Here is a 23,280-nt window from a genome sequence, read left to right as displayed (position 1 = left end):
AAACATCGCGGCGGTAGGCAGGAATTCTACGCCAAAATTCGGGGATCGCCTAAGGTGTCTTATGGTCGACATTGCGGAGTCGAGGATGAATTCAGTAGTCGAACCAAACACCCAGTCCTAAATGCGATTCGCGGCGTGTGAAAAAGGAAAATTGATTTGTTGGGCCATCGCTGTACTGCGCACCCAGTCGAAGTCGCCGTCCCGAAACAGGACCTTGGAATGACCAACCAATTTGCAGGGTCACGGCCACGTCGTAGTCGACGGCTTCGCGGAAGTTCAAATTAACGGCTGCGAAAGGCGCTCCTAGGTCGAGGGATTTTGCAACCGCTGTGTACTCCGCCCCTGTTTGAAATTGGTATCGTTTGGCACCACCGGCGGCGTGAAAGGAGTTGACGAATTCACCGTACAATCGCATGTCATCGGAGGGGTGATAGCTTCCGCCCACTATCCATGACTCGGTCACGTAGTTGATTCGTGTGAAAGTTGGGTTGCGAACCAAATATTCGTCACCGACGTGTGAACTGATGTGAAAGTAGCCGAGCTTCATTTCCCAAAGCCCTTCGGCAGCGGTGATCTCCGATCCGAAACGATAATCCATCGACTCAACATCTTCGGCATGTAACAAATCCAAACGTGTCATGACGGCGCCCTCGATGTCCCATTGCCAACCGCTCGGACGCACTGCACCCGCAGTTCCATAACGCAGTAGGCCGACGCGTCCGCCGAGTGTGGCGTCCCAAAAGACTCCATCGTTATTATCACTGAAAATAACCGTCGAGATGCGTGGTTCTTGCGGGGCGGCTAGATAAGAACGCCACAGTAAACCGTCGGGCAACAAATGCCACTCATCGTCGGTCGATGAGGTCGAGGATTCGCGAGCGTGTGACGCAAATTTTGCTAGGTCGCCAGTCACGGCCTCGCGAAATTGGGACTGCTCGATCATTTCGATTTCGTGCATCGAAAAGCCGTCGTCTGCCGCGACCGTCGATAACATTACCGACGGAGGAAGCAGGACGAGCAGCCATGCCGCAACGACGAAGTAATTCGGCATCTAACGATTCACCGTATCGACACGAGCGACTTCCGCGACAGGATGCTGAACTCGCGACGCGCGATAGACATGTTCGTGGTTGGGTGATTCCGTTAGCAGGTGTGTTCCTGCCAAGCGTTGTCGCGTCTGGACGATCCGCTCGTCGTCGGTTACCAGTATCAAGTCTTCTAACCGTTCGACGAAAACGACAAACTCCTCTTCAAGCTCTTTCGGAAAAAATGTTGTTCGGTAGTTCGAAAGGTGAAAGGCAGATCCATGTGGTTTTTCACCAAAGAAGACGATCCACGCGTCCGGAGTCGCATCGGCCACACGTTGAATTTCAACGAATGCAGACCGCTCAGTCGAAATCGTTGGCAGTAGCGCGGATGACACGAATAGCAGAACACAGGTGGAAATGGCCGCCGTTGTCGCCCACGCAGTTCTCCCAAAGGCAGCTTCGCCATTCCATCGCCATGTCGTAGTCGCCAGTACGAGTACGCACCCTGTCGACGCCGCAATACTAGCGACTGATAGACGGTTGCCAATCCAGATGTCGATGCTGACGGAGACCAATCCACATGCGGTCATGATCAAGTTGGCTCGCTGCGGAAATGGACGCAGGTAGTTCGTGATTCGATCCGTTGCACCAAGCCGAAAGACGGTCTGGTCCAACATCACACCCATTATCAAACAGAGCAGAGGTATCACGGGCAGAATGTAGGTAGGTAACTTACAACTGGCAGCGGAGAAGAACGCTAGTGCCCATATCGCAGCGCAGCATAAGAAGCCAACATCTTCGGAACGGAGCGACCGTATTCGATCTGCCCGGCTTGCTAAAAAGACTCCTACGGAGGGCAGTAACAAGGATGACGGAAACATCGCGGCGAAAACGATCGGAATGTAGAACCAGAGCGGTTGTTCGTGGTTGGACCCTCGCATGAACCGTTGGAAGTTATGTTCCCAGAAAAAGTAGTCGACGAAGTGCGGGTTGAACTTCGCTACGGCGGCATACCAGGGAACGCAAAATACAACCATGGGCAGAACGAACGCGATCCAGTGCCATACTCGCGTCCGGCTTTCATCGGCTCGCAGCCACCCGCTGACGACGAGCGGTGGTGCGCACAAAACGAACGCAACTGGACCTTTCGTAAGCACGCCGAGGGCGCAGGCAATGCCGGCCACCATCCACCACGTCGGACGGTGGCACTGGCCGCGAACCGCGATGTAGCCTGACAGCAGAGATGCGGTGGTGAACAACGTCAACAACGAGTCCAGAATCAAGAACCGACCAGCCAAAATGAAACCGCCTGACAACGTCAGCGTGATGGCGGCTAACCAAGCTGGACGTTGGCCGACGATACGTGCACCCCAGCCGAACGTCAGCAGGATAGTGGCGAGTGCGGCGAGCATCGAAGGCAATCGGGCAGCCGTTTCGTTAACTCCCAATATCTGGAACGTCGCCGCCGTCAGCCAATACAGCAGTGGCGGTTTATCAAGATAAGGTAACCCATCCAACGTCGGCGTCACCCATTCGTGTGACGTGTTCATCTCGATCGCAATCTGTGCGTATCGAGTCTCGTCGGGCTCAATGAGCGGGTAGGATAAATTGGGAAGCAACACCACTAGCGTCGTCAATAACAACGTCGCCCATGCAAACAGATGTTGCCGATAATTCCACTCGGTGGTGACGGAGACGGCGAGTTGCGTGCGAGCGGGAAAATGAGTTTTCCACGATCGACGAAGTTGCGTTTTGTAAGGGACAAACATCGGAATTCAGGCTGGCTTGTAAATGAGATTGCGCATCATCATGATGCTGACGACGACAAAGAGAAGATTTGTGATCCAAACACCCTGCGGCGCAATGCGACCGTCTTTGGCCATGTCCAATGTCAGGGCGAAGATGGGGTAGTAGATCAATACGGTCGGCAGGAATACGACACCGAAGCTGGTCATCGTGTCGGCTGCTTTCATGCGAATAGCGAGCGGGATGCCAACCAAAGACATCGCGAGACAGGTAAAGCCACTGGCCCACCTGCGATGCATTTCTGTGTCCAGCCGATGGCATCGTTGACGACTCTGCGCGATGTCGGCTAGCCTCGCGACGGCGCACGGTTTGCCGATGTCATCCGTTCGTGAAGTTAAAATGCTGAAACCGGTGTGAACCGCCAAGGCGTTTTCACGGCGCCGAATGTCGTCGGTTTGCCGCGATGATGCGGTCGGCAAATCACCCATTGCCATGTGCGAAGGGTGAGCGGTTAACAGGTCCAGGTTGGGTTCTAGCCCGAGCGGAATGGAATGCACGAAGGTGTCCGGGAATGCAAAGGATGCCGTTCCACCGACCTCGGCTCGACCATCAGAAATGGTGAGTTGCAGGCTGTCGTCATCGCTTCGATAAGCGAGCTGTGCGGTGCGAGCGGTAATATGGATGGGGGCCGCTCCTGTCCGCCGAATTTTGATTCGAGGTTCAATCAAATCTCGGCCCCGAACGTCTCGAACGGAGATGGAAAAATTGGCGTGTTGAAAGCTTCGCTCTCGCTCCAATTGCGTGTAGGCAATCGTTTCGACTGAGGAAAGGACGACACTTCGAACGCCGTGGAATCCCCATGTGAACGCCAGATTGATCAGTCCCACTGTCGCGATACTCAAACCCGTCATCAGTACAATTGCCGGAACCATTGATGGGAAAAGAGAAATTCCGACGGACTGCATCGTCACGAATTCGTTGTCCGCAGACATCCGGCCGTAGACACTGCACACGCTGAAGAGAGCGGTCCCAGGCACCGCAAGGGAAAGTGCGTTTGGAATTGAAAATGGGATTAACCGTACGACTCCCATGATCCCCAAGCCTTGGTTGATCGCTTCCCGTGCGACACCGATGAACATCACCAACATCGTGATGACAAACAACGATACGACAAAGACGACCAACATGTCTCGCGCGATCAGGCGTTGGAGTTTCGTCAACATTTCAATTTCTCACGAAGAGAATCGATGTGTTCAGTTCGGATATCTCGGGCATCTTCAAGTTGATCCAGCATGTCGGCCAGTTGGCGAATGCGAATCAGGTCACTATGAACGCAGTGATCGGTTTCGCGAACTCGCGTCGACTGTTTCAAAACGAGGCGGAACAACCACCTCATTGATGACTGCCTTTGGATGCGTCGGAGACCATTGCGATCCGAGTTGATCCTGTCACACGCGTGGCGTGATACAAGCGAGCTGAACCCCGGTGTCCGACCTCAATCAGTTTGGACCTCTTGGGCAGTTGACGTAGCACGTCCTGTGGAGCAATTCGATCGTCCACGATTAAGATCGCTGTTCCGGATTTCGCTACAAACTCACCGAGTTTGGGATCCTCGACATCCGCGAAATTGCGAATGTCGTTGCGATCGAGATAGAACGGGATTTCTGAAAACTCATGATTGATCGTCGCGATCTGTAACCGCGTGTCTGCGGTCAACTGTTCGGCCAGTGGCGATGTGTCGCCGACGACGGTTTGCGAGCGACTGTAGGCCGGCAGTATTTGATGCATCGTCATCACGGCCAGCAACGCCGCGACGCCGGTAGATGTTCCCCATGCGATTGACGCGTGATATCGATCGGCCATTAACAAGAGGGAGGTCATCAACAAGGTCGCCCACAGCATCGCCCATCCGAACAACGCTGCCGTTGCTTCGCCGGTCGTTTGCATGACGAAGAGCACAAACGCCACACCGGCGAAGCATGTTGTGGCCGTTGCTGTTCGAGCGGACCAGAACCGAGCGAAAAAGTACTGTGGCGAATTCGTCGTGTCGCGAAGGACTTCGTTGAGATAGTGTCCGAGCATCAGTGCCAGTGCGGGTGCAGCCGGCAACAGATACGTTGGTAACTTGCAACTCGAAATTGAGAAGAACAGGAAGCACCAACCACTCCAGAGCACTAAGAACCCGATCGCGGGCGTGCGTTGGCGTCGAGACGCGTCGTCCCGCCCGAACAGGAACTTTGCATACGGGATCGTCAAGAACGACCAAGGATGTCCCGCGAGCAGCAATACGGGAACGAAGTACCAAAATGGCCTCGCGTGAAATTCGCCAGCGAATCGAGCGATGTTGTGTTTGTAGAAAAAGTTGAACAAGAACGACTGGTCTTGTAGGTGCACGAGGACGAACCACGGTGCCGCGATCACGACGGCCACACTGCCCAAAATTCCATAGTGCCACCAACGAGGTTTTGCCGTGGTGTCCGACAACCACGTTATCGCCAATACCGGCGGTAGCCAAAGTACCACCGCGATCGGTCCCTTCGTGAGGAATGCTAATCCGATGCAGACGCCCGACGCGATCCACCAACCCCAGTGCACATCACGATGTCCTTGCGTTTTCTCAACCAGTTTTGGATCTCTGAGAGCTTCATAGGCGGAAAATAGTGACAGAGAAACAAATAGAGACAGCACCCCATCGAGTAGTAGATATCGACTCGTGAACGCGAATCCGGCCGATAGCAAAAGAATCACTCCGGCGAGCAATCCGATGCGACGATCGAAAATTCGAGAACCAAAGAACATTGTTGACACCAATGTGAAGATTGCTGCGAACGCTGGAACGAGGCGAGCGGATGATTCACCAATGCCGAACACTTTGAAGCTAATCGCACACAGCCAGTACAACATTGGAGGTTTGTCATAGTAGGTCGTGAAATTTAGCTGCGGCAAAATCCAGTTGCTGGTCGCAATCATTTCACGTGGAATCTCGGCGTAGCGAGTTTCATCGCGATCGATCAACGGGTAGCCGAGATTTGTCAGCATGAACACGGCGGCGATCAGTACCAAACCGAACTGTAACCATCGGTCATGTGCGAATCCCAGTAGCGAGCGAGTCTCAGTGGGCTGCGTGACTTGTTGCCGGCTCGGTTGGGAATCTGGGAACTGCACCTCGTTCCACCAGTATCGCAGCAACGATGTCAATACTTTAGGGATGTGTGATACCGACACGGTGCTTTCACCTTGCAACCGAGGTCGGTGTGAAACACCGACTTCGACGACGCTCAGATGAGATTGCCTTGCCTGGGTCAGTATCTCGGAATTGACGAGAAAACCATTGCCCGTAATCCGCAGCTTTTTCGCTGCGTCACGGTGAAACATCTTCAACGCACAGTCGACATCACGAACGCGGGTGCCCAGTAACGCTCGAACCAACAAGTTGTAGACTTTCGAGTAGAGACACCGCAGCGGTGTGTCCTTGCGATCGATCCGGTATCCGCAAACGATGTCGTAGCGATTGGACAACAGCACGAAGCGATCCAGTTCCGTTAAGTCGAATTGACAATCCGCATCAGTAAAGACGACCAGTTCATGCTTGGCTGCTGCGAACCCCGAGCGAATCGCTGCACCGTATCCCCGGTTCGGTGAGTGTCGTATCAATTGAACGTGTTCGTTGGCAGACGCGAGTTCGTTCACAATGGCCGACGTTTCGTCGATGCTGCCATCGTCGACAACGATGATTTCGTAAACGTCCGTGATCTGCGATAAGGCGGTGTTAGCTTCGGAGACCGCGTCGGCAATGACGGCAGCCTCGTTGTATGCCGGCAAAACTAGCGAGATCGTTGGCGTACCGCGCACCGTCGAATGAACTTCGGTGTCGTCGACGTTGCGTGATTGAGCGGGTTCGGCAAGGTGCATCCATGCACTCCTTAACTACGGTGGTTTTAGTAATACTGGGTTGCGAAGACCTTACGAATTCCAATCTCAGGCATCAATGCCAACTCGTAAGGTTTTAGTAGTTCGTGGTGGGAAGACGTCGTGATTTCAATTTCGCGAGGTCATTCACCGATGTGATGCACCACCGTGGACGTTTCAATCGTCTTTGTAGATGAGATCGTGCAGTTGCACACGATCCTCGAACAGTTCGAAATCACGAACGTGGACGTCGACATGATGCAACGCTTTCGCCGTCCATTTTGGCCATGGGGACCAGTCACTTCGCTGAGATGCCATCGCGTTGGTCGGCAACCATACTTGTTGGACCAATCCGGCGCACAACAGCAACGTTGTGGTCGCTACGATCGGTCGCCAAACGGGTGTGGGTTGCTGTCCCTGGGCTAGCTTGACCAAGCGGTTGCTGCGGCGAATCAGCGCGCTGGGGCGGTTTCCAAACGCGAGCGTTCCGCTGGGGACTTTGTCGCAAGACGTATTTCCACACCGCTCCGCCACTTTGGCCAGCGTGCGCAGGTAAGCACCAAATTTGCCGATCGACTTCGCCGCAACCTCGTCGCACAGGTATTCGCGAGTTAACTCGGCGTCTCGCGAAGCAGACCAAACCAACGGATGGAACCAGAACAGCGTCGAACAAACACCTTGTAGAAAGTGTTGCATCGGGTGCTGGGTTCGTAAGTGTTCAAGTTCGTGCAGTAAAATATGTCGTAGCGTTAAATCGTCTTCTTTGAGCAAAGACGTTGGTAGTACGATTACCGGTTGGTGTAGTTGCCAACAGAACGGCCCCTGGATATTTGGCGACGTTAAGATCGCAACGTGATCGATCAGGGCGATAGTTGGATGAGTTGTCTCGGTAGTCGAGCCGTGGGCACAGCTTGTCGTTGCCGAGGGAGTCCGTGCGAGTGCAGGCAATTGTGTTTTCGAATCGACCGGATCACATTCGTATTTTAGAAATCGCAGAAGACAGAGGCATCGCACCAATGTTTTCAGCATCGACCATGCAACGCCGAGTGCCCAAACGAAGAAGAGTACGGTTGCAGCGCGGCTCTCCCAAACAATGATACCGAGCGTAGTTTCGTGCGTGATTCCGCTCGGGAAATGGAACAGACGCCGATGAGGCAGCAATAATGCGGCGATGACCACGCCGATGATGCACAGGAAGCAGGTGGTCCAAAGCCGACATCCCCAACGGGCATCGGCGATCCAGCGTTGCAGTATGAATGTCGTCGCGATGATGGCCGTGATTTGCAGGCAGAGGGTGCTGCCGACTTCAAATGTGAATCGCGGATCCATTATGAATTCTCTAGCTTGGAGGCGGCTTTCTTAACCGCTTCGATATCGTCCGCCGTGACTGCATCGGATTGCAATAGACTGAGGACGAGCGATCTCGTCGAGCCACCGAATAACTGATCGGCCAATGATTTGAGCATCCCATGACGCACTTCATCTCGCGACACTTTTGCCGTGTAGGTGAAGGCACGACCGATTTTCTTCCCGCGTTTGACAATTTTTTTGTCTTCGAGAATCTTCATCGTGGTCAGTACCGTCGTGTAGGCGAGTTCGCGGTCGATCGTGTCGACAACATCGTTCACGGTAACGCTACCTTTGTCCCAGACAACGTCCATGACCTCGGCTTCGCATTTAGTTAACTCGAAAAGCTTTTTGGTTCGTGCCATGTTGAAAACGCTGCGGGTAGGAAATTGAAGTCGAAGGGTGACGGGATGTGCAGAGGAAATGAATTCGAACGTGCTTACCCTTCAGATCCGATTGCACGTAACTTTGCCAAGCAGTGGTATTCATTCAGGTCAATGTCTTCGGTAATAAACGAGACGTGGCCATCACCCCACAGGAAATTAGCTCCGCCGGGGTGGCGACTCGAATGTTCGCACTCGTCTGCGAGTGGATTGTTGATGCCCTCGAGTGCTGAGCCGACCAGTCGTGCTGCCGCATCTTCGCCGGCGAGGTTCACGCCGATCCAAGTTGATGGCACGAGAGCCATCGTTCGTTCGCCCACGATGATCGTATTGGATAACCCGCGTTGGAAATCACGAAAACGGACTGCACGGTTTTCAATAAACGCACCGTCGCCGGTCGGAGCGGGAATGTCATCATCGGCCTCGATTGTTCCAAAAATGCCGACGTAGTTGGCTGTTGGTAATTGAATGATCGCCATCGATTCATCGGCGTCACCTAAACGGATGGACGATGAAGGAGATTCATCATCGTCATCATCGCCGTGAAAAAGCGTGAAGTGGGGTTCGGTGATGTCGGAGGGGCAAAGAAACGATGGCAGCGAAGTCGAACGAGCGAGATCGTGCCTTGGGTCGTCGAGAGGCAATCTCACATTGATTTGCCCCCCCAACGCATTCTCTTCGAGGTAGGGTAGCAGCGAGACGGCCCACCCGTACGCGGAGGTGCCGCTCGGGTCGAAGGTCCATCCGACGGGCAATTGATTTCTGGCGGCGTGGTGGTTGTGCATCGCCAGCCCGATTTCACGCAAATGATTGGTGCATTGCACGCGGCGGGCGGCCTCGCGAGTTGCCCCGATCGCGGGCAACAACAACGCCGCCAAAATACCGATGATCGAGACGGCCACGAGTAACTCGAGCACAGTGAATGCGTCTCGAGAACAAGGGGCAGCGTTGTCGCGGTAGTGAATTTGGGTCAGAAGTTTCATGTGAGATAACCACGTCCGTGTGGGATGAATACGATTAAAATACGAATAGTTTAGTATTTTGGCAATCCCGGTTCGCCCTATATGAGTCTCTGTCTCCTCATTCCGCTGGATTTCCCGGAAGGAAGGTGGCAGGTTTGTGCGTCAAAACCAAAACCCGCCGCACTGCACTTTCAGATTGCCCCATCGCCAAAGCAGCTGTCGACCTTCTTTCGGTAAGCCGTGCCTTTTGGCAACACCGAACGCCGCCAAGACTCACCCCGCAGAGTGTGCCGTTTTGGCTATTTCAAATTTCATTTCACTGAATCCTCGTGACGAGAACACGTGATTCCGGTGAGCCGGGTTACTCAGGCATACAGGTTCCTTGCCACTCGTTTCGTGCGTGAAATTCGCGACTTCGTCGGTCGCAGGCGGGTTTCGATTTAGGATGGGAAAAAATCGGCTGCGGCTTTTGGGATCTTAGGCCTGATTGCAAAGTGTCACAAAAAGAATGGATTTCGAGTAAAACCGAAGCATCACTCGACATTCTTTCCATAGAGAGGCATTGGCGATTGGCAAATTCACGTTTTTCATTTGAAGATCTGCTCGAACAAGCACAACGCCCGGTGCTCGGCTATTTAGTCAGGCTGACGGGTTCGGTGCATGCTGCGCAAGACACCCTTCAGGCGGCCAACGTGACGGCACTGGAAAAGCAAGAATCTTTTCAACCGGGAACAGATTTTGCCGCATGGCTGTGCCAGATCGCTCGGAACCATTTTCGAAATCACACTCGCAAACAAGCTGCCACGAAAGCGGAAGCGTTGGTGGACGATCGTTTGCACGACGTGATTGAACGACGCTATCGAGAGCGACTTGCTCAGCGTCGACAGCAATCGAATTGGGAACGACTGGATCGCTGCTTGCAGAGCTTGCCCGATCATCAACGCGATCTCGTCGAAGGATTTTACTTGCGTGGTCACTCGCTAACCGACTTGGCGGAATCGACCGGTCGAAAGCCTAATGCGATCGGCCAAGCATTGCACCGGGCGCGAAATGCCCTTGTGGACTGCGTCAAGTTCCAAGCCGAATCGACCGCGACACAAAACCACCCACACAAAACACCCGCGGCAACCGCCACACTCAACGAGGTGCCAAAGTAACATGACTTTTCCTCAGCGTTACGATCAACTGCTGCAAAAGCATCTCGCCGGTGTCCTGACGACCGAAGAAGTCGTGGAGTTGCGTGAGATTCTCGAAACGGACCCGCAGGCTTTGGATCGATATTTGGATCTATGTGAATTGGACGAGCAACTCCTCGCGAAAGCGGATTTGATCGCCTCACCGTCCGGCACTTTGTCCGCCGCCGCGTCTACTTCGCGTGCTACCGAGTACTCGGGGTTGATGCTAACCCGTCTGTTTGTGGTGGCGTGTGTGATCGTGGTCGTTGGACTCGTCGTGCGTCAGCAAATGTTTCCGTCGTCCAATGCTGTGATGGTTGTCGCTCGCAACGATGACGCGTCCCCGAGTCAGGTTTCCAATCAAGAATCCAATCCGACATCCCGGCGAACGCCGAATCCTCGGAAGGTGATCAACGCGTCGGGATCCATGAAGCATCCCGGTTTGTCGGAGGCGTCGATCCCGGTGGTTCCGGCCGCGGCCAAACAACGGATCAAATTCAATCGTGACATTCGACCCATTCTTTCGGAGACCTGCTTTTTATGTCATGGCCCCGATGACCATGGTCGTCGTGCGGACTTGCGTCTGGACACGCATGAAGGTGCAACTGCCGACCTCGGAGGATACACGCCGATTGCCCCTGGCGACTTGTCGAACAGCGAAGTGTGGAAACGGATTATCAGCGACGATCCTGAATTGCTGATGCCACCGCCTGAATCGCATCTGGTGTTAACCGAAGTTCAAAAAACATTGATTCGACGTTGGATCGAAGAAGGGGCGCCATACGAGGGTCACTGGGCATTCATACCGCCGGTGTCGCCGCCTGTTCCCGAGGTCAATTTGACTGACGAAGTGACGCAGGAAAGGTGGGGCCGAAACGCGATTGATTCGTTTGTTGCCCAGGGGCTCGTCAATGCAGGACTGACGCCATCGCCCGAGGCGAATGCGCGAACGCTGATCCGTCGGCTGACCTTCGATCTTACGGGATTGCCGCCCACGATGGAGCAGGCTGACGCGTTTGCACGTGACTACCCCAAGGGCGGTGAACGTGTTTACCAGGACGCCATCTCGCGGTTACTCGAGTCACCGCACTTCGGCGAACGGATGGCATTGCCGTGGCTCGACCAATCGCGATACGCGGACACGAACGGGTATTCGATCGATGGCGGCCGCAGCATGTGGATGTGGCGAGATTGGGTGATCCAATCCTACAACGACAACATGCCGTACGATCAGTTTTTAATCGAACAGATAGCAGGTGATTTGCTTCCCGCCGCAACCGACGCCCAGCGAATTGCCACGGGTTTCAATCGCAACCACATGATCACGCACGAAGGGGGCACGATCCCCGCCGAGAATCTCGCCAACTATGCAGCCGACCGGGTTAAGACCACCAGCGAAGTGTTTTTGGGGCTCACGATGGGGTGTGCCCAATGCCATGACCACAAATACGATCCGATCTCACAAAAAGAATACTATCAATTCCTGGCCTTCTTCAACGAACTCGATGATCACGGTCTCGATGGTGACGGCGGTCGGAACTCCGGTCCCACGCTCAACGCAGTCACGGTGCTGAAAACTCAGGAACTCGATGACATCGACGTAGAGATTGCACGATTACGCGACCGTCTCTCGCAGGCGACGAACGGGTTTGACGAATGGCTCGAAACGCAACGGTCTGACGAAGAGTCTCGCGGCGATGGTTTTCGTTTGGTTGACCTGGAGTTGATCGATGTCTCCAGTCCAAACCGGCCCGGACCCATCACGTTTGAGACCGACGGCTCCGTTCAACTCACTCGGCCCAGCGGTGGGCTGAATGGATTGAGCCACTCGCTGCGGTTGCCCACTGGTGCGTTAGACGAGGCAGAGTTGGTCTCGGGAATTCGCATTCAATTTTTGCCGCAAAAGACGGGCGACGGTGATGCGTCACGCATGTCATTGTCCCCATTTCCCGCTGGGGTACCGAAGATCTCGACGGTTCTTGTTTCCGCAACGGCGCAACCCGCCGACCAGGTCGATTACCATCGCCAGCTTGCCTTCTCAAAAGTATCCGCAAGCAGTCAAGCGGCCGGGCATGCGGCGGCAAGTATCGTGGTCGAAGACAGTAGGCAATGGTGGCAGCCCTCCGTCGGTGATTCGGCTCAGCGATTGACACTGACATTCGCCGAACCGGTTGACCCCCGAGAGACGCCGTACTTGAGCGTATTGATCTTTTTCGGCCAGCCAAATTCGTTGGCATTTCAGTGGAAGATGCAACCGTTCTCGGGCAAGGACACCGACAGCCGATGGGACGCACCGATCGCTCAGGCAATCGCGACCCCGGAAGAGCAATGGGACGACACGACTCGCGATCTCGTCTTAAACGTCTTCCGAAAATCGGCGCGTGAATTAGAGCCGCTCCGCGTTCGCATCGCGAATTTGGAAGAACGCCGTGATGTCCTCACGTCCGCTCACTCGACTATGGTGATGAACACGTCCGCGAATCCGCGCGAGACTTTCGTTCTGAATCGTGGCCAATATGATTCACCGCTCGAACGTGTCACCGCTCAAACGCCCGGCGTGCTGCCGCAACTGATTCCCGCCTCAGCCCCCGAACCGACTGACTCGGAATCTGCTGAATTAGCGGAATCCCGCGATGCGAAAGCGAATCGATTGGATCTCGCGAATTGGCTGGTCGCTGCAGATCATCCGCTGACGTCGCGTGTCGCCGTCAATCGTTTTTGGTCGTTGTTTTTGGGAACCGGGTTGGTAGCGACGTCGGCCGATTTCGGATCCCAGGGTGAGTACCCGAGCCATCCTGAATTGCTCGATTATTTGGCCACTCGATTCGTTGAAATCGGGTGGGACTCCAAACAACTCATCCGAGAAATTGTCAGCAGTGCGACCTACCGTCAGCAATCATCGGCGACCCAAGAGCAAATCGAGTTAGATCCGAAGAATCGTCTGCTTGGGCGCGGTCCCCGGTTTCGTTTGCCTGCCGAATTCATTCGTGACCAAGCACTTGCTGTGAGCGGTTTGCTGGCACCGCGAGTGGGCGGCCCCAGCGTGCAGCCATACCAACCGCCGGCGTTGTGGAAAGAGGTCAGCCACTTCGGCAGCACCCCCGCGACCAAACAGGTTTTCGTTCAAGACCACGGTGAAAAGCTATATCGCCGTAGCCTGTACACGATCGTCAAACGGACCAGCCCGCATCCCGCGATGGCTGCATTCGATGCACCGAGCCGCGAGATGTGTACGGTCGATCGTGGTGCAACGAACACTCCGATTCAGGCACTGGTGACGTTGAACGATCCTCAATTCACCGAAGCCGCACGGGTTCTCTCCGCTGCGATACTTCGAGAGCAACCGGACAACGAAACCGACTCACGAATTGAGTATGCGTTCAGCCGAGTGCTCAACCGATCACCCAGTAAACGTGAACTGCAAGTTGTCGGCAAGCTGGTACAATCCGAACTCGCTCGTTTCGCTGCTGCTCCGGACGAGGCTGCGGCGGCAATCTCGGTGGGCGAGTCACCACCCTCCAACGACATCGATGTCGTCGAACAGGCGGCATGGATGCAGGTTTCAACCTTGCTGCTGAACCTCAGCGAAACCCTCACACGCGGCTGACCGACCCTGCTCATCATGCTCGCTGAGAACCCGCGCCGACAACTCACGGCGAGAAACCAAACGGTGACAGTACCAACGCGACAGTGCGACGACTCCGAACGATCAATTCTCGAATACTTCTCGAAACGCAAAGAATTCTCATGACACGATCCGTCCCAGATGAATTTGATGTGCGCCAATCACAACTGATGACGCGTCGGTCGCTGCTCGCCACTTCTTCGGCCGGGATCGGTGCGATCGCGTTGCAACGATTGCTCGCCGCCGAATCCAATCCCAACATCAGTGAGACGGGGAACCCTGTTGGTGGATCGGCGCTGCCGCATTTCGCACCGAAGGCCAAGCGGGTGATCTATCTGTTTCAGTCGGGCGGTCCGAGCCACGTCGATCTTTTTGATCATAAGGACGAGCTGGTTCAACGACACGGGACGAACCTTCCCGATTCGGTTCGCGGGGACCAACGGCTGACCGGCATGACGTCGTCACAGAAAAGCTTTCCCGTCGTGAAGCCTCTGTGGGGAGGCGAACGATGTGGCGATCGCGGCACCTGGATCGGCAACACGTTGCCGTATACCCAAACGATCGCCGACGACATCAGCATCGTGCGTTCGATGTGGACCGAGGCGATCAACCACGATCCTGCGGTGACGTACATCAACACCGGCTCCCAGCAGATGGGGCATGCCTCGATGGGGGCTTGGCTCAGCTATGGACTCGGATCAGAAAACGAAGACTTCCCCGCGTACATGGTGCTCTTGAGCCAGGGCAGCGGCAAGAATCCGGGACAGCCGTTGTTCTCGCGGCTTTGGGGCAGCGGTTATCTGCCGTCCAGCCATCAAGGCGTGATGCTGCGTCCCGGCGTGAACCCAGTGCTGTATCTCAAAAACCCAAACGGCGTCACGCGTGAGTCACGGCGCAACCTGCTCGATGCCCTCGGTCAACTCAACCAGATGCAATGGAATGATGCGGGCGATCCAGAGACGCTCGCGAGAATCGAAGCGTATGAGATGGCGTATCGGATGCAAACGTCCGTACCAGACCTAACGGACGTTTCGGACGAACCTGAATCGACCTTTGAACTCTACGGTGAAGATTCACGTCGGCCAGGAAGCTTCGCCGCGAACTGCCTGCTTGCGCGTCGCATGGCGCAGCGGGGTGTGCGATTTATCCAGTTGTTTCACCGCGGTTGGGACCAACACGTGTCTCTCCAAGACCAACTGCCGCGACAATGCAAAGACGTCGACCAGGCGTCGGCGGCGTTGATCAAAGATCTCAAACGATTGGGAATGCTCGACGACACGCTGGTGATTTGGGGAGGTGAATTCGGCCGCACCGTGTACAGCCAAGGCGAGCTGGGCAGTCCTACCTCCGGCCGCGATCATCACGGTCGCTGTTTTACAACTTGGATGGCGGGCGGTGGGGTTAACGCCGGCACGGATTACGGCGTGACCGACGAGTTCTCCTACAACATCGTCGAGAATCCCGTGCACATTCGTGATCTCAACGCCACCGTCCTGCATCTCCTGGGAATCGACCACGAACGATTCACGTTCAAGTTCCGCGGGCTCAGTCAACGCCTCACCGGAGTCGAGCAAGCCCACGTCATCAAAGACCTGGTCAGTTAATCTCGATCGCCCTCGCGCAAATCGGTCAACTGCAGTGATTGTAAGACCAGTTCCTAATTGTGACCGAACGCTCCGCGGTCGGTACCCTGTTACCCCCGCACCTAGTCTGAGCTGCGACCGCGGAGCGTTCGGCCACAATCGGTGCACTAAACGCCGGTTGCCATTGCGTGCGATTCGTTGTGGGCACTCGAGTCACCGACTGATCGTCGATGGCATGCTTGATTCGATGTCGCGTCGGCCGCCGAGAATGATTAGCCCTGAAACGACAATCAGTGCGGAACCCGCAACCATGGGTGTGCTCAGAGATTCTTGAAACCAGAAGATTCCCAAGCCGATGCCGAATAGCAGCCGGGAATATCGAAAAGGAGTCACTGCTGACACGTCACCCGTTCGCATCGCTTTCATCAAACAGGCATACGCCGAGACACCGACACACACGGCGACAGTGAGAGGCAGCAAAAGCGAAAGCTCGGGCCATGAAAATGGCTCGCCTTTCCAGATCGCGAGTAAGCAGCCAGCCATGAACACGGAAATGAACCCGTACAATCCCAAAACAGCCGTCGTCACCGTGGGCGGTGCCGCTCGACTGGCCAGATCACGTCCGGCGAAGCCAAGCATTCCTAGTACAGCCAAGACGGAGAGCATCGAAAAACTGTCACGTCCTGGCCCGACGACAACGATCACTCCGGCGAGCCCAACGAATACAGCGGACCAGCGACGAATGCCAACGCGCTCACGAAACAGCATCGCCGCGCAAGCAACCACGACGAGAGGAGTCGCTTGCAAAATTACGGTCGTGGCCGATAAAGGAGTGAGGACAACGGCCATCGAATAAAACAGTCTGCCGGCGACTTCAGACAGCATGCGATATTGCATTGAAGATGACCGCAGAGCGGACGCGACGAGGCGGTCTCCCCTTTTCACTGCAATCAGTGCAAAGAGCACCGCACCGCCTAATCCGAAAAACATCAGCACTTGCCCGATGGACGCATGCGTGGACGCCACCTTGATCGAAGCGTCTTCGATAGCAAACAGTCCCATCGCCGCAACCATCCAGATCGAACCGATCAAGTTGTCTCGATTGGTTGTCGCAACGGTTGGGTTCAATGAAGCGGATGACATGGGGTGTTTTTACGTGGATTTCTGGTTGGAGTTGCCGCGATCATGCGATACGAATATAGCTTGGTCGTGCTCTGAGAGAACTTATGTTCTGCAGAGCTTCTTGCGATAGAAGTGACGGGCATGCCCTTCCGGGTAATTTTCGAGAGTTGCGAATTGCTCGTAACCCCACGCTTCGTACAAGTCGGGCGCCTGAAACGTAAACGTATCCAGGTGAATGTGATCGCATCCATGAGCAATTGCGTGTTCCTCGAAAGCAGATAGCAACTGTTTTCCAACGCCTTGCCCACGCAGCGGTTCAGCCACCCAAAAGTTGTAAACGTTGGCCCAGTTCCAGTTCAAAAATCCGTTAATGCCAGCGTCAATATTCCCCTCTGGATCGCGGTGGAACCACGCAACGCTGGAAAAACCTGGCTTCTCGACGTGACCAAGTGAGTGATCGGTAAGTCCTTTGCTGAGTGCATCGAGAACCTCCGAAGAAGGTGAAGCAGCAAATTCAATTTCGACTTTTTGTGACATGTTGCACACTCATTTGTGAAACTAAAACCATGTCGCCTACGGATTTTTTCTGCAGACAACCGTGGAGCGATCCGTTCTTCTTCCTCACCGGAACCGTCCCCATCGGAACAATGTGTCACCGTAACCTTCAGGCCAACAAAGGACACCACCAGCACCGTCAAAAAGAAGACGCGTCCAACGTTTAATGGTTCGTCAAGAAATGCCATGCCCAGAAGGACCGCGCCCAGGGTACCGATGCCGACCCAGACCGTATAAGCGGCTGTAGCAACACGGCGTCTGGTGCTCAGACATCATGCCGATGGATGGTGACAGCGGGCTAGATCCACTCCACGTTGTCTCGATCACTGGTTTATTCTGCCATCGGCGATCACCACGAAGCGTTCGGCCACACTGCAGTTGGCATTGCTCTCCTAGAGATTCCACTCGAAACCGGTTTCCTGTTCCGATAGGTCCCAAAGTCGCTGCATCACAAACTTGTCATGTGCGTGAGGATGGAGCGTTCCCTTGCCGACGGGGCCGACGAATTCCATGCACCCGGTGGGCCCGTAGAGCGCCCGTTGCTCCAGACCCTCTTCGGTCGCGCACATTACCTCCGGCCACGAACCTTTTTCAGCCGATTGCACCATCGGCGAAAGCGACATGAGACCAAACATCATCCGCGTCACCAAGTTGCCGCTGGTCTTGATAAGAGATGTTCTCGACGATCCCGGATGGCAGACATACACCTTCACGTTCGTTCTATTTGCTGCGGCGAGGCGATCCTGCAACTCGTACGCAAACATCATCTGTGCCAATTTGCTCTGCGAATAAGTGCGGTTCTGGTGGTAGTTTTTGTCCCAGTTCATGTCATCGAACTGGATCGTCTTGATCCCCATGTTGTAGCCTAGGCTGCTGACGACCACGATTCGTCCTTGCGTTGATTCGATCCGCTCGAAGAGCAATCCGCAGAGCAGGAAGTGACCGTAGTGGTTCGTGCCCAGCATGCTTTCAAAGCCATCGACGGTTAATTGCTGGGTGGGCACTTGTGCGATGGCGGCGTTGCAAAGGATCGCGTCAATCCGAGCAACCGACTCCAGAACCTCCGCTGCGGCCTCGCGTACGCTGGCAAGCGAGGCGAGATCCATGCGGATGAAACTCACCTCGGCGCCGCCCCCGAACTCCTCCTTCAGGTCCGCGATGGCGGCGTGCGATTTTTCGGTCGAGCGGTTCAGCATTACCACCTTGGCTCCCTTGGCGAGCAAGGTTCTCGCTGCTTGGAATCCCGCACCGGCATTCGCGCCGGTGATGACAAATGTCTTGCCAACGAGGGAGCCGAGGCGTTCCGGAGTCCAGCCCTGCGGTCCGAATGTTGTGTCTGCCATTGGATGCTCCTTGAAAAACCCACGGAATGAATTAGGTTGCTTACCGGAAGTCGCCTAATAAGAGACCGGTGGTATCTATTTAGGCGACCACTGGTATGATGTCAACGGAGCTGCGAGAACTTCTTCTGGAAAATCCTGATGGTGCCCCCCAAAAACAAAACGTGGAAACGAGCCCGGAAACCGGAGCAGAAGGCCGAAAGAATCGATGCGATATTGGAAGCCGCTGGCGTACTGCTTGAGGAGCAGGGCTTGGACGGTACGGGACTCAATGCGATCGCCCGGCAGGCCGGATTGTCCAAGCCCAATCTCTATGTCTATTTTGAGAGCCGGGAGGCCATTTTGCTTCAGTTGCTACTCAAGGAGTCGTCAGTATGGGCAAAATCATTCAAACGGCGACTCGACCAGATCGAGAAGGTCGGCGATGTCGACGCCGTCGCTTCCGCGTTTGCGGATTCTCTCGCCCGCCGCCGCAGGTTTTGCACTTTGTCGGCGTCTTTGGCATCCGTTTTCGAACACAATGTTGGACCGGAAACCGTGGCCCAATTTAAGCGTGAGTTTCTCTCGATCGTACAGCCCTGTGTAGCGGCCTTGTCGCAGGCCCTGCCAGAGCTGAGTGACGAAGAATCCTCCCGTGCGTTGGCAATGCTAGTGATGTCCGCAACCGGAATGTGGGCTCATTGCCATCCGTCTGCTTCGGTCGAGGTGGTTCTCAAGCAACCCGAGTTCGAGCACATCAAGTTTGACTTCAAAGAAACGGTCTTTGACTTGGCTGCTTGTTTCCTGCGAGGACTTTTGACTGGGGCGTAGAACTGATCCGAAGACCTCGATAACCAATAATAGCGTTTTGAAAATACAGATGCAGCCGATGTCGCCAAACTTCGGTGGCCTGAATGCTGGCGAATTCAGCGACAGGGATCGGCTGATAAGTTTTCGGAGAGGTTCCTGATTCCTGGCGTCGGCATTCTTGTTTTTCTACCGCTCGATCGTGAGCTATCACGCTCGGTGCTTCTCGAAGAATCACCTTCGATTTTTGTGTTCGCGTGGGAATCTTACGGCCTGCTCCGGATGTCCGTGCGCCTCACGTCCATTCGGCGCGGCAAGGTTGGTGTGCTCGGTACCGCCAAAATATACGTGTTGTAGTTGGTCTCCAACATCGACTCCCAAAACTCCGCTTCGTCCCTCGTGTCAAAGGGATCACCGACCATTTCCCAATATCCTGGGATGGATGGCGATTCAATATAGAGCTCGAAATCATAGTAGAGATCGATGTAGTAATCCAAGAAAGAGATGGTGGAATCCTCGTAGAGCACCGTGTACTCATAGTCGCTTTCTCCCGCGAACTGCGCCTGAGCGTTATTCGCATACACGATACTGGCGAGAGCAACCACAATCCCAAGTAGGCTTCGATACATTGTTTTTCTCCATTTGGCTGGACGGCTTAAGGTCTTGTTCCACCTCGACTGACCGCTGGATCCAGTTGAGTCGGAATTTGTCAACGACGATTGACATAACCTCTACAGCGGAGTGAGTGCAGATGTGTGACATCCTTTGTAACGCGGCGGCGAGATTTCACCCTTTTCAGCTTGGCCACGATCGAGGACTGAACGACAAGGTGTTCGGTCCGACCCGCTTTTCGGTCAACAACGCTCCCTCGGGTATCCTGCGGATCAATGCTCGACCGAGCGACAGTCCGCCAGGAGCTGAAGTGATCTGGCGAGGCACTCGACGTATGCACGACTTCGCGCTCTGCTGGCAATCCTTCGGACCGGACTGCTGACTTGTGGGTAATCAACAGCTCGTCGCCTCGTCCACTACGGGGTGTGACGGCCTTTCTTGGGGCGAGGCCGCTGACTAGCAAACGGACAGCTCACTGTTGGCACGCGGATACGTTTTGAAAACTGGCGCTGCCTTGTGGTCGGGGCTTTCAGTACTCTGGTCAACGATCGGCGTCCTGTCTTGTTCGGTCAATCCCCTGAAACCCCGAGTCCTGCATCGTGTTCTTTCAACCGAAAGCGAATCTGTCCGATTCCGCGAAGTCGCGGATTGAATTTTGCTTGCAACAGATTGCTGAATGTGTTGGCTTTGAACGCCTCTCACTCCCCGTGGTGAGTCGCAAAGCGATCTTCGACCTCTATGAAGCCGAGCGGAATCCGCAGCACGTGATCGCGTTTGTCGGAAAACACCTCGGGCATGATGTCAATGGAATCCAGGTTCGCAATGCTCTCCCGCAAGCTCAGAGTGCAGGCGGTGGCTGTTGCGGTGGTGGGTCTTGTGATGGTCCCAGCGGGCTGGCTGGTCGCTATGAACCGTCGGACCGCAGCATCATGCTGGACCAGACGATCGACAGCGATCCGGCGATGGGGCTTGCCACGCTGATCAATGCCGTCGTCTGCGATTTGCTATCGCAAAACAACTTTGCCGGGGCACATTTGCCTGAGCAAGTCGACCTTGCCGTCGTCGGGACGGGACTTGGCATGATTCGCAACAGCATCAGTCTTGTTGCCAAGCACCCGGTTTACTGGGATTCGACGCAGTGGGACGTTTTCCCACGACCTTTTCTCGACGGCCAATCCCTTGCCTATGCCAATGCGATTGCAGCATGGGGTCGTGAGGATGAGTCGCCCAAGTGGTCAAGCGATTTACCCAGCGACCTGAAACGCCCCATGAAAAAGTCGCTGAAGTTCCTGCTGAAAACAAACGATTCCTTCTTTCAACCACGAGCGAAAAAGTTTCGGTTGACGCAGTCGCAACGCGAATGGTGGACGCTGGCAACCGAATCATCGGCATCCAGTCAGGTGATCGCGATTCGACACTTGCATTCGGATGGCAAACTGGATGACCAGCAAGAGTCCTTGTTGGTAGACAAATTGGGGTCGGCAAATGTCGCGATCACGTTGAATGCGATCGCGGCGATTGAACGGATGGCGTCGCAGCAACCAGCGATTGGTAGCGAGTCCATTGTTCGTGAACTTCGTTCTCTGACGGATCATCGCGACGGTGAAGTCTGTGCAAAAAGCATGTGCGCTCTTGCAATGCTAGGCGGGCTGGATGAAGCGACGGTGGAAACGGCAGCAACGATGCTGGAAGCCCATCAAAAGCACCTCACTTTCGCCGGTCTGTATGCTTTGTGCATGCAGGATTCCGTTCCGGAGGAAGTCGTGCCGGCGCTGGACCGATGTTTCGTTCGCGTGTTGCGAGCGTGTGACTATGAACTCATTGATTTGATTGCCACAGCGTACCGGCGTCTGCTCGATGATCCTCAATCGCACATCGAGGAATTGTTCCAGAACAGCCCCGAGCATCTGCCCATTGCATTGGAAACGCTGCAGAAGGTTCCACAGCAACCCGTTCCGTTGCGTCGCGGAGCCTAAGAAGTGGCGCCAGGATCAGACTTGATCTTCGGTTTTCAGGCCAGGTTTTCTTTCGATTGCAATGCACTCGTTCTGCAAATTGGAGGACCTTGCTAGTCTCGCTTTCGCGCGACGCACTAAGTTGGCTGACCCGCCTGGATGTGGTTCTCCTGATCGGTGCCACCCACCCGATGCATTTCTCGTGGCGCAGTTCCGAGTGTCATCCTGACGCCTTGCTGGAAAGATGAGTGCTTTGCGGGCTCTGGGTGACTGGGGTTGGGTATGGGTCTGTCAGGGTGTCCCTCATTTCCGAATGATTGACGCATTTTAGTATTCCAGGTCCCCTAGATTCACTTGCTTTTGGCTAAACTGATTCTGCATACTCCGTTTGCCGTATGGATGGACTATTCGGCAACCAATCCAGGAGGATGGCATGAAGACAAAGCACACGGAACAGCAGATCTCTCGCGACGCAGCGATGCTGGCGGTCGAGTGGAAAGCTAGATTCGCCCGCGAGTTGCAAGATGCCGCATGTCGGGTAGCCCAGGACGCGGCGATCGTAACCTCGGAGCACTACCATCAGGCTCTCCCGCATGCCATTGCCGCACTCGTCCAGCAGACCGAACTTGAAACGACACCATTGAATGCCCGAGAAGAAACAGCCAGTCAAAGAGCAGCGTGAAACGAATCCGTCTGTAAGAGCGACGGTGAGTTCTGAGCTTGCTGAACTTGCGAGCAAGTTCGCGGTGGGGATGGAAATGAACTTCATCAGTTCGGTGTCTGCTTCGACTAGCGAGGACGTGATGGATGCCTTTCGCGAGTCGATGATGTCCAGTTTTATTCTGACAATGCGAGATACCGGGGCAAGCTCAGCGGAGGTTGCGTTTTTGATTAAGCGAGCACTCGACAGCATTCTAGTGCCTGACGAAGAGCCATGGGACGACGCCAAGAATGATCGAAGAGTTGAGCTTATTGACTTGTCGATCCAGCAGGGTTTGACCGCCGACGAGTCTTTTGAATTGGCTCAGCTCACGCAGCGAATGCGCAAGCATGTTGATACGGAGTCGGCCATCCCTATGGCGGGTGCTCGAAAGCTACATGAGCATCTCCTGAGACTTGAGAAAACGCGGCGAGAGCAAGATTGATATTCGA

At 54.8% G+C, this 23,280-nt stretch carries 19 protein-coding genes and 1 pseudogene; 7 read left to right on the top strand and 13 right to left on the bottom strand.

The window, feature by feature from the left end; genetic code table 11:
* Window positions 1-91: 91 nt before the first annotated feature.
* The 8 genes from FHS27_RS20230 to FHS27_RS20195 form a co-directional block, all read right to left on the bottom strand.
* Window positions 92-1,051 carry a DUF1207 domain-containing protein gene (locus FHS27_RS20230; RefSeq protein WP_184306669.1) on the bottom strand — a complete coding sequence of 320 codons (960 nt, stop codon included), beginning with the start codon at window positions 1,049-1,051 and terminating at the stop codon, window positions 92-94.
* Complete coding sequence (locus FHS27_RS20225; RefSeq protein ID WP_184306668.1) at window positions 1,052-2,797, bottom strand: ArnT family glycosyltransferase; 1,746 nt, start codon at window positions 2,795-2,797, stop codon at window positions 1,052-1,054. It abuts the gene before it with no gap.
* Between the two features lie 6 nt (window positions 2,798-2,803).
* On the bottom strand, window positions 2,804-3,997 hold the full coding sequence (locus tag FHS27_RS20220) for an LptF/LptG family permease (protein WP_184306667.1): 1,194 nt from the start codon (window positions 3,995-3,997) through the stop codon (window positions 2,804-2,806).
* Window positions 3,991-4,170 (bottom strand): hypothetical protein, encoded by a 180-nt coding sequence (locus FHS27_RS20215; protein WP_184306666.1) that lies wholly within the window; start codon window positions 4,168-4,170, stop codon window positions 3,991-3,993. The genes FHS27_RS20220 and FHS27_RS20215 overlap by 7 nt, the downstream gene beginning before the upstream one ends.
* A complete protein-coding gene (locus tag FHS27_RS20210; protein ID WP_184306665.1) occupies window positions 4,167-6,686 on the bottom strand; it encodes a glycosyltransferase in 2,520 nt (839 codons plus the stop codon). Before FHS27_RS20210 ends, FHS27_RS20215 begins: the two co-directional genes overlap by 4 nt.
* 174 nt (window positions 6,687-6,860) lie before the next feature.
* A complete protein-coding gene (locus FHS27_RS20205) occupies window positions 6,861-8,012 on the bottom strand; it encodes a M56 family metallopeptidase (protein ID WP_184306664.1) in 1,152 nt (383 codons plus the stop codon).
* Window positions 8,012-8,395 (bottom strand): BlaI/MecI/CopY family transcriptional regulator, encoded by a 384-nt coding sequence (locus FHS27_RS20200; protein ID WP_184306663.1) that lies wholly within the window; start codon window positions 8,393-8,395, stop codon window positions 8,012-8,014. The genes FHS27_RS20205 and FHS27_RS20200 overlap by 1 nt, the downstream gene beginning before the upstream one ends.
* Before the next feature lie 74 nt (window positions 8,396-8,469).
* The gene (locus FHS27_RS20195; protein WP_184306662.1) at window positions 8,470-9,396 is read right to left on the bottom strand and encodes a DUF1559 domain-containing protein; all 927 of its coding nucleotides are present in this window, start codon (window positions 9,394-9,396) and stop codon (window positions 8,470-8,472) included.
* 473 nt (window positions 9,397-9,869) lie between these two features.
* Here FHS27_RS20195 and FHS27_RS20190 point away from each other — a divergent pair, with 473 nt between their 5' ends.
* From FHS27_RS20190 to FHS27_RS20180, 3 genes are all read left to right on the top strand, one after another.
* Window positions 9,870-10,532, top strand: coding sequence for a sigma-70 family RNA polymerase sigma factor (locus tag FHS27_RS20190; RefSeq protein ID WP_184306661.1), 663 nt, complete (start codon window positions 9,870-9,872; stop codon window positions 10,530-10,532).
* 1 nt (window position 10,533) lies between these two features.
* On the top strand, window positions 10,534-14,157 hold the full coding sequence (locus FHS27_RS20185; protein ID WP_184306660.1) for a PSD1 and planctomycete cytochrome C domain-containing protein: 3,624 nt from the start codon (window positions 10,534-10,536) through the stop codon (window positions 14,155-14,157).
* A gap of 140 nt (window positions 14,158-14,297) precedes the next feature.
* Window positions 14,298-15,779, top strand: a complete 1,482-nt coding sequence (locus tag FHS27_RS20180; RefSeq protein ID WP_184306659.1) for a DUF1501 domain-containing protein — start codon at window positions 14,298-14,300, stop codon at window positions 15,777-15,779.
* 192 nt (window positions 15,780-15,971) lie between these two features.
* Here FHS27_RS20180 and FHS27_RS20175 read toward each other — a convergent pair whose 3' ends face one another.
* From FHS27_RS20175 to FHS27_RS20165, 4 genes and pseudogenes are all read right to left on the bottom strand, one after another.
* Window positions 15,972-16,901 carry a DMT family transporter gene (locus tag FHS27_RS20175; protein WP_184306658.1) on the bottom strand — a complete coding sequence of 310 codons (930 nt, stop codon included), beginning with the start codon at window positions 16,899-16,901 and terminating at the stop codon, window positions 15,972-15,974.
* An 81-nt stretch (window positions 16,902-16,982) separates the two neighbouring features.
* Window positions 16,983-17,417 (bottom strand): GNAT family N-acetyltransferase, encoded by a 435-nt coding sequence (locus tag FHS27_RS31175; RefSeq protein WP_246420350.1) that lies wholly within the window; start codon window positions 17,415-17,417, stop codon window positions 16,983-16,985.
* A 161-nt stretch (window positions 17,418-17,578) separates the two neighbouring features.
* A pseudogene (locus FHS27_RS31685) lies at window positions 17,579-17,704 on the bottom strand (SMR family transporter); the annotation flags it as partial.
* A gap of 123 nt (window positions 17,705-17,827) precedes the next feature.
* Window positions 17,828-18,778 carry an SDR family oxidoreductase gene (locus tag FHS27_RS20165; protein ID WP_184306657.1) on the bottom strand — a complete coding sequence of 317 codons (951 nt, stop codon included), beginning with the start codon at window positions 18,776-18,778 and terminating at the stop codon, window positions 17,828-17,830.
* A 138-nt stretch (window positions 18,779-18,916) separates the two neighbouring features.
* Here FHS27_RS20165 and FHS27_RS20160 point away from each other — a divergent pair, with 138 nt between their 5' ends.
* Entirely contained in the window at window positions 18,917-19,585 is a 669-nt protein-coding gene (locus FHS27_RS20160) for a TetR/AcrR family transcriptional regulator (protein ID WP_221225256.1), read from the top strand.
* 242 nt (window positions 19,586-19,827) lie between these two features.
* Here the strand turns inward: FHS27_RS20160 and FHS27_RS20155 are convergent, their stop codons facing one another.
* A complete protein-coding gene (locus tag FHS27_RS20155) occupies window positions 19,828-20,190 on the bottom strand; it encodes a hypothetical protein (RefSeq protein ID WP_184306656.1) in 363 nt (120 codons plus the stop codon).
* 582 nt (window positions 20,191-20,772) lie between these two features.
* Between FHS27_RS20155 and FHS27_RS20150 the strand changes: the two genes are divergently transcribed.
* The 3 genes from FHS27_RS20150 to FHS27_RS20140 all read left to right on the top strand — a co-directional run bounded on the left by FHS27_RS20150 (window position 20,773) and on the right by FHS27_RS20140 (window position 23,273).
* A complete protein-coding gene (locus tag FHS27_RS20150) occupies window positions 20,773-22,149 on the top strand; it encodes a hypothetical protein (RefSeq protein WP_184306655.1) in 1,377 nt (458 codons plus the stop codon).
* A gap of 339 nt (window positions 22,150-22,488) precedes the next feature.
* Window positions 22,489-22,632, top strand: coding sequence for a hypothetical protein (locus FHS27_RS20145; protein ID WP_184306654.1), 144 nt, complete (start codon window positions 22,489-22,491; stop codon window positions 22,630-22,632).
* 140 nt (window positions 22,633-22,772) lie between these two features.
* On the top strand, window positions 22,773-23,273 hold the full coding sequence (locus FHS27_RS20140; RefSeq protein WP_184306653.1) for a hypothetical protein: 501 nt from the start codon (window positions 22,773-22,775) through the stop codon (window positions 23,271-23,273).
* The last annotated feature ends 7 nt before the right edge of the window (window positions 23,274-23,280 follow it).

This window comes from Aporhodopirellula rubra, from assembly GCF_014192335.1.
GTDB classification, from domain to species: Bacteria; Planctomycetota; Planctomycetia; order Pirellulales; family Pirellulaceae; genus Rhodopirellula; species Rhodopirellula rubra.
Note: the sequence above shows the minus strand (reverse complement) of the source record. Positions and strands in the feature narration are given on the sequence as shown.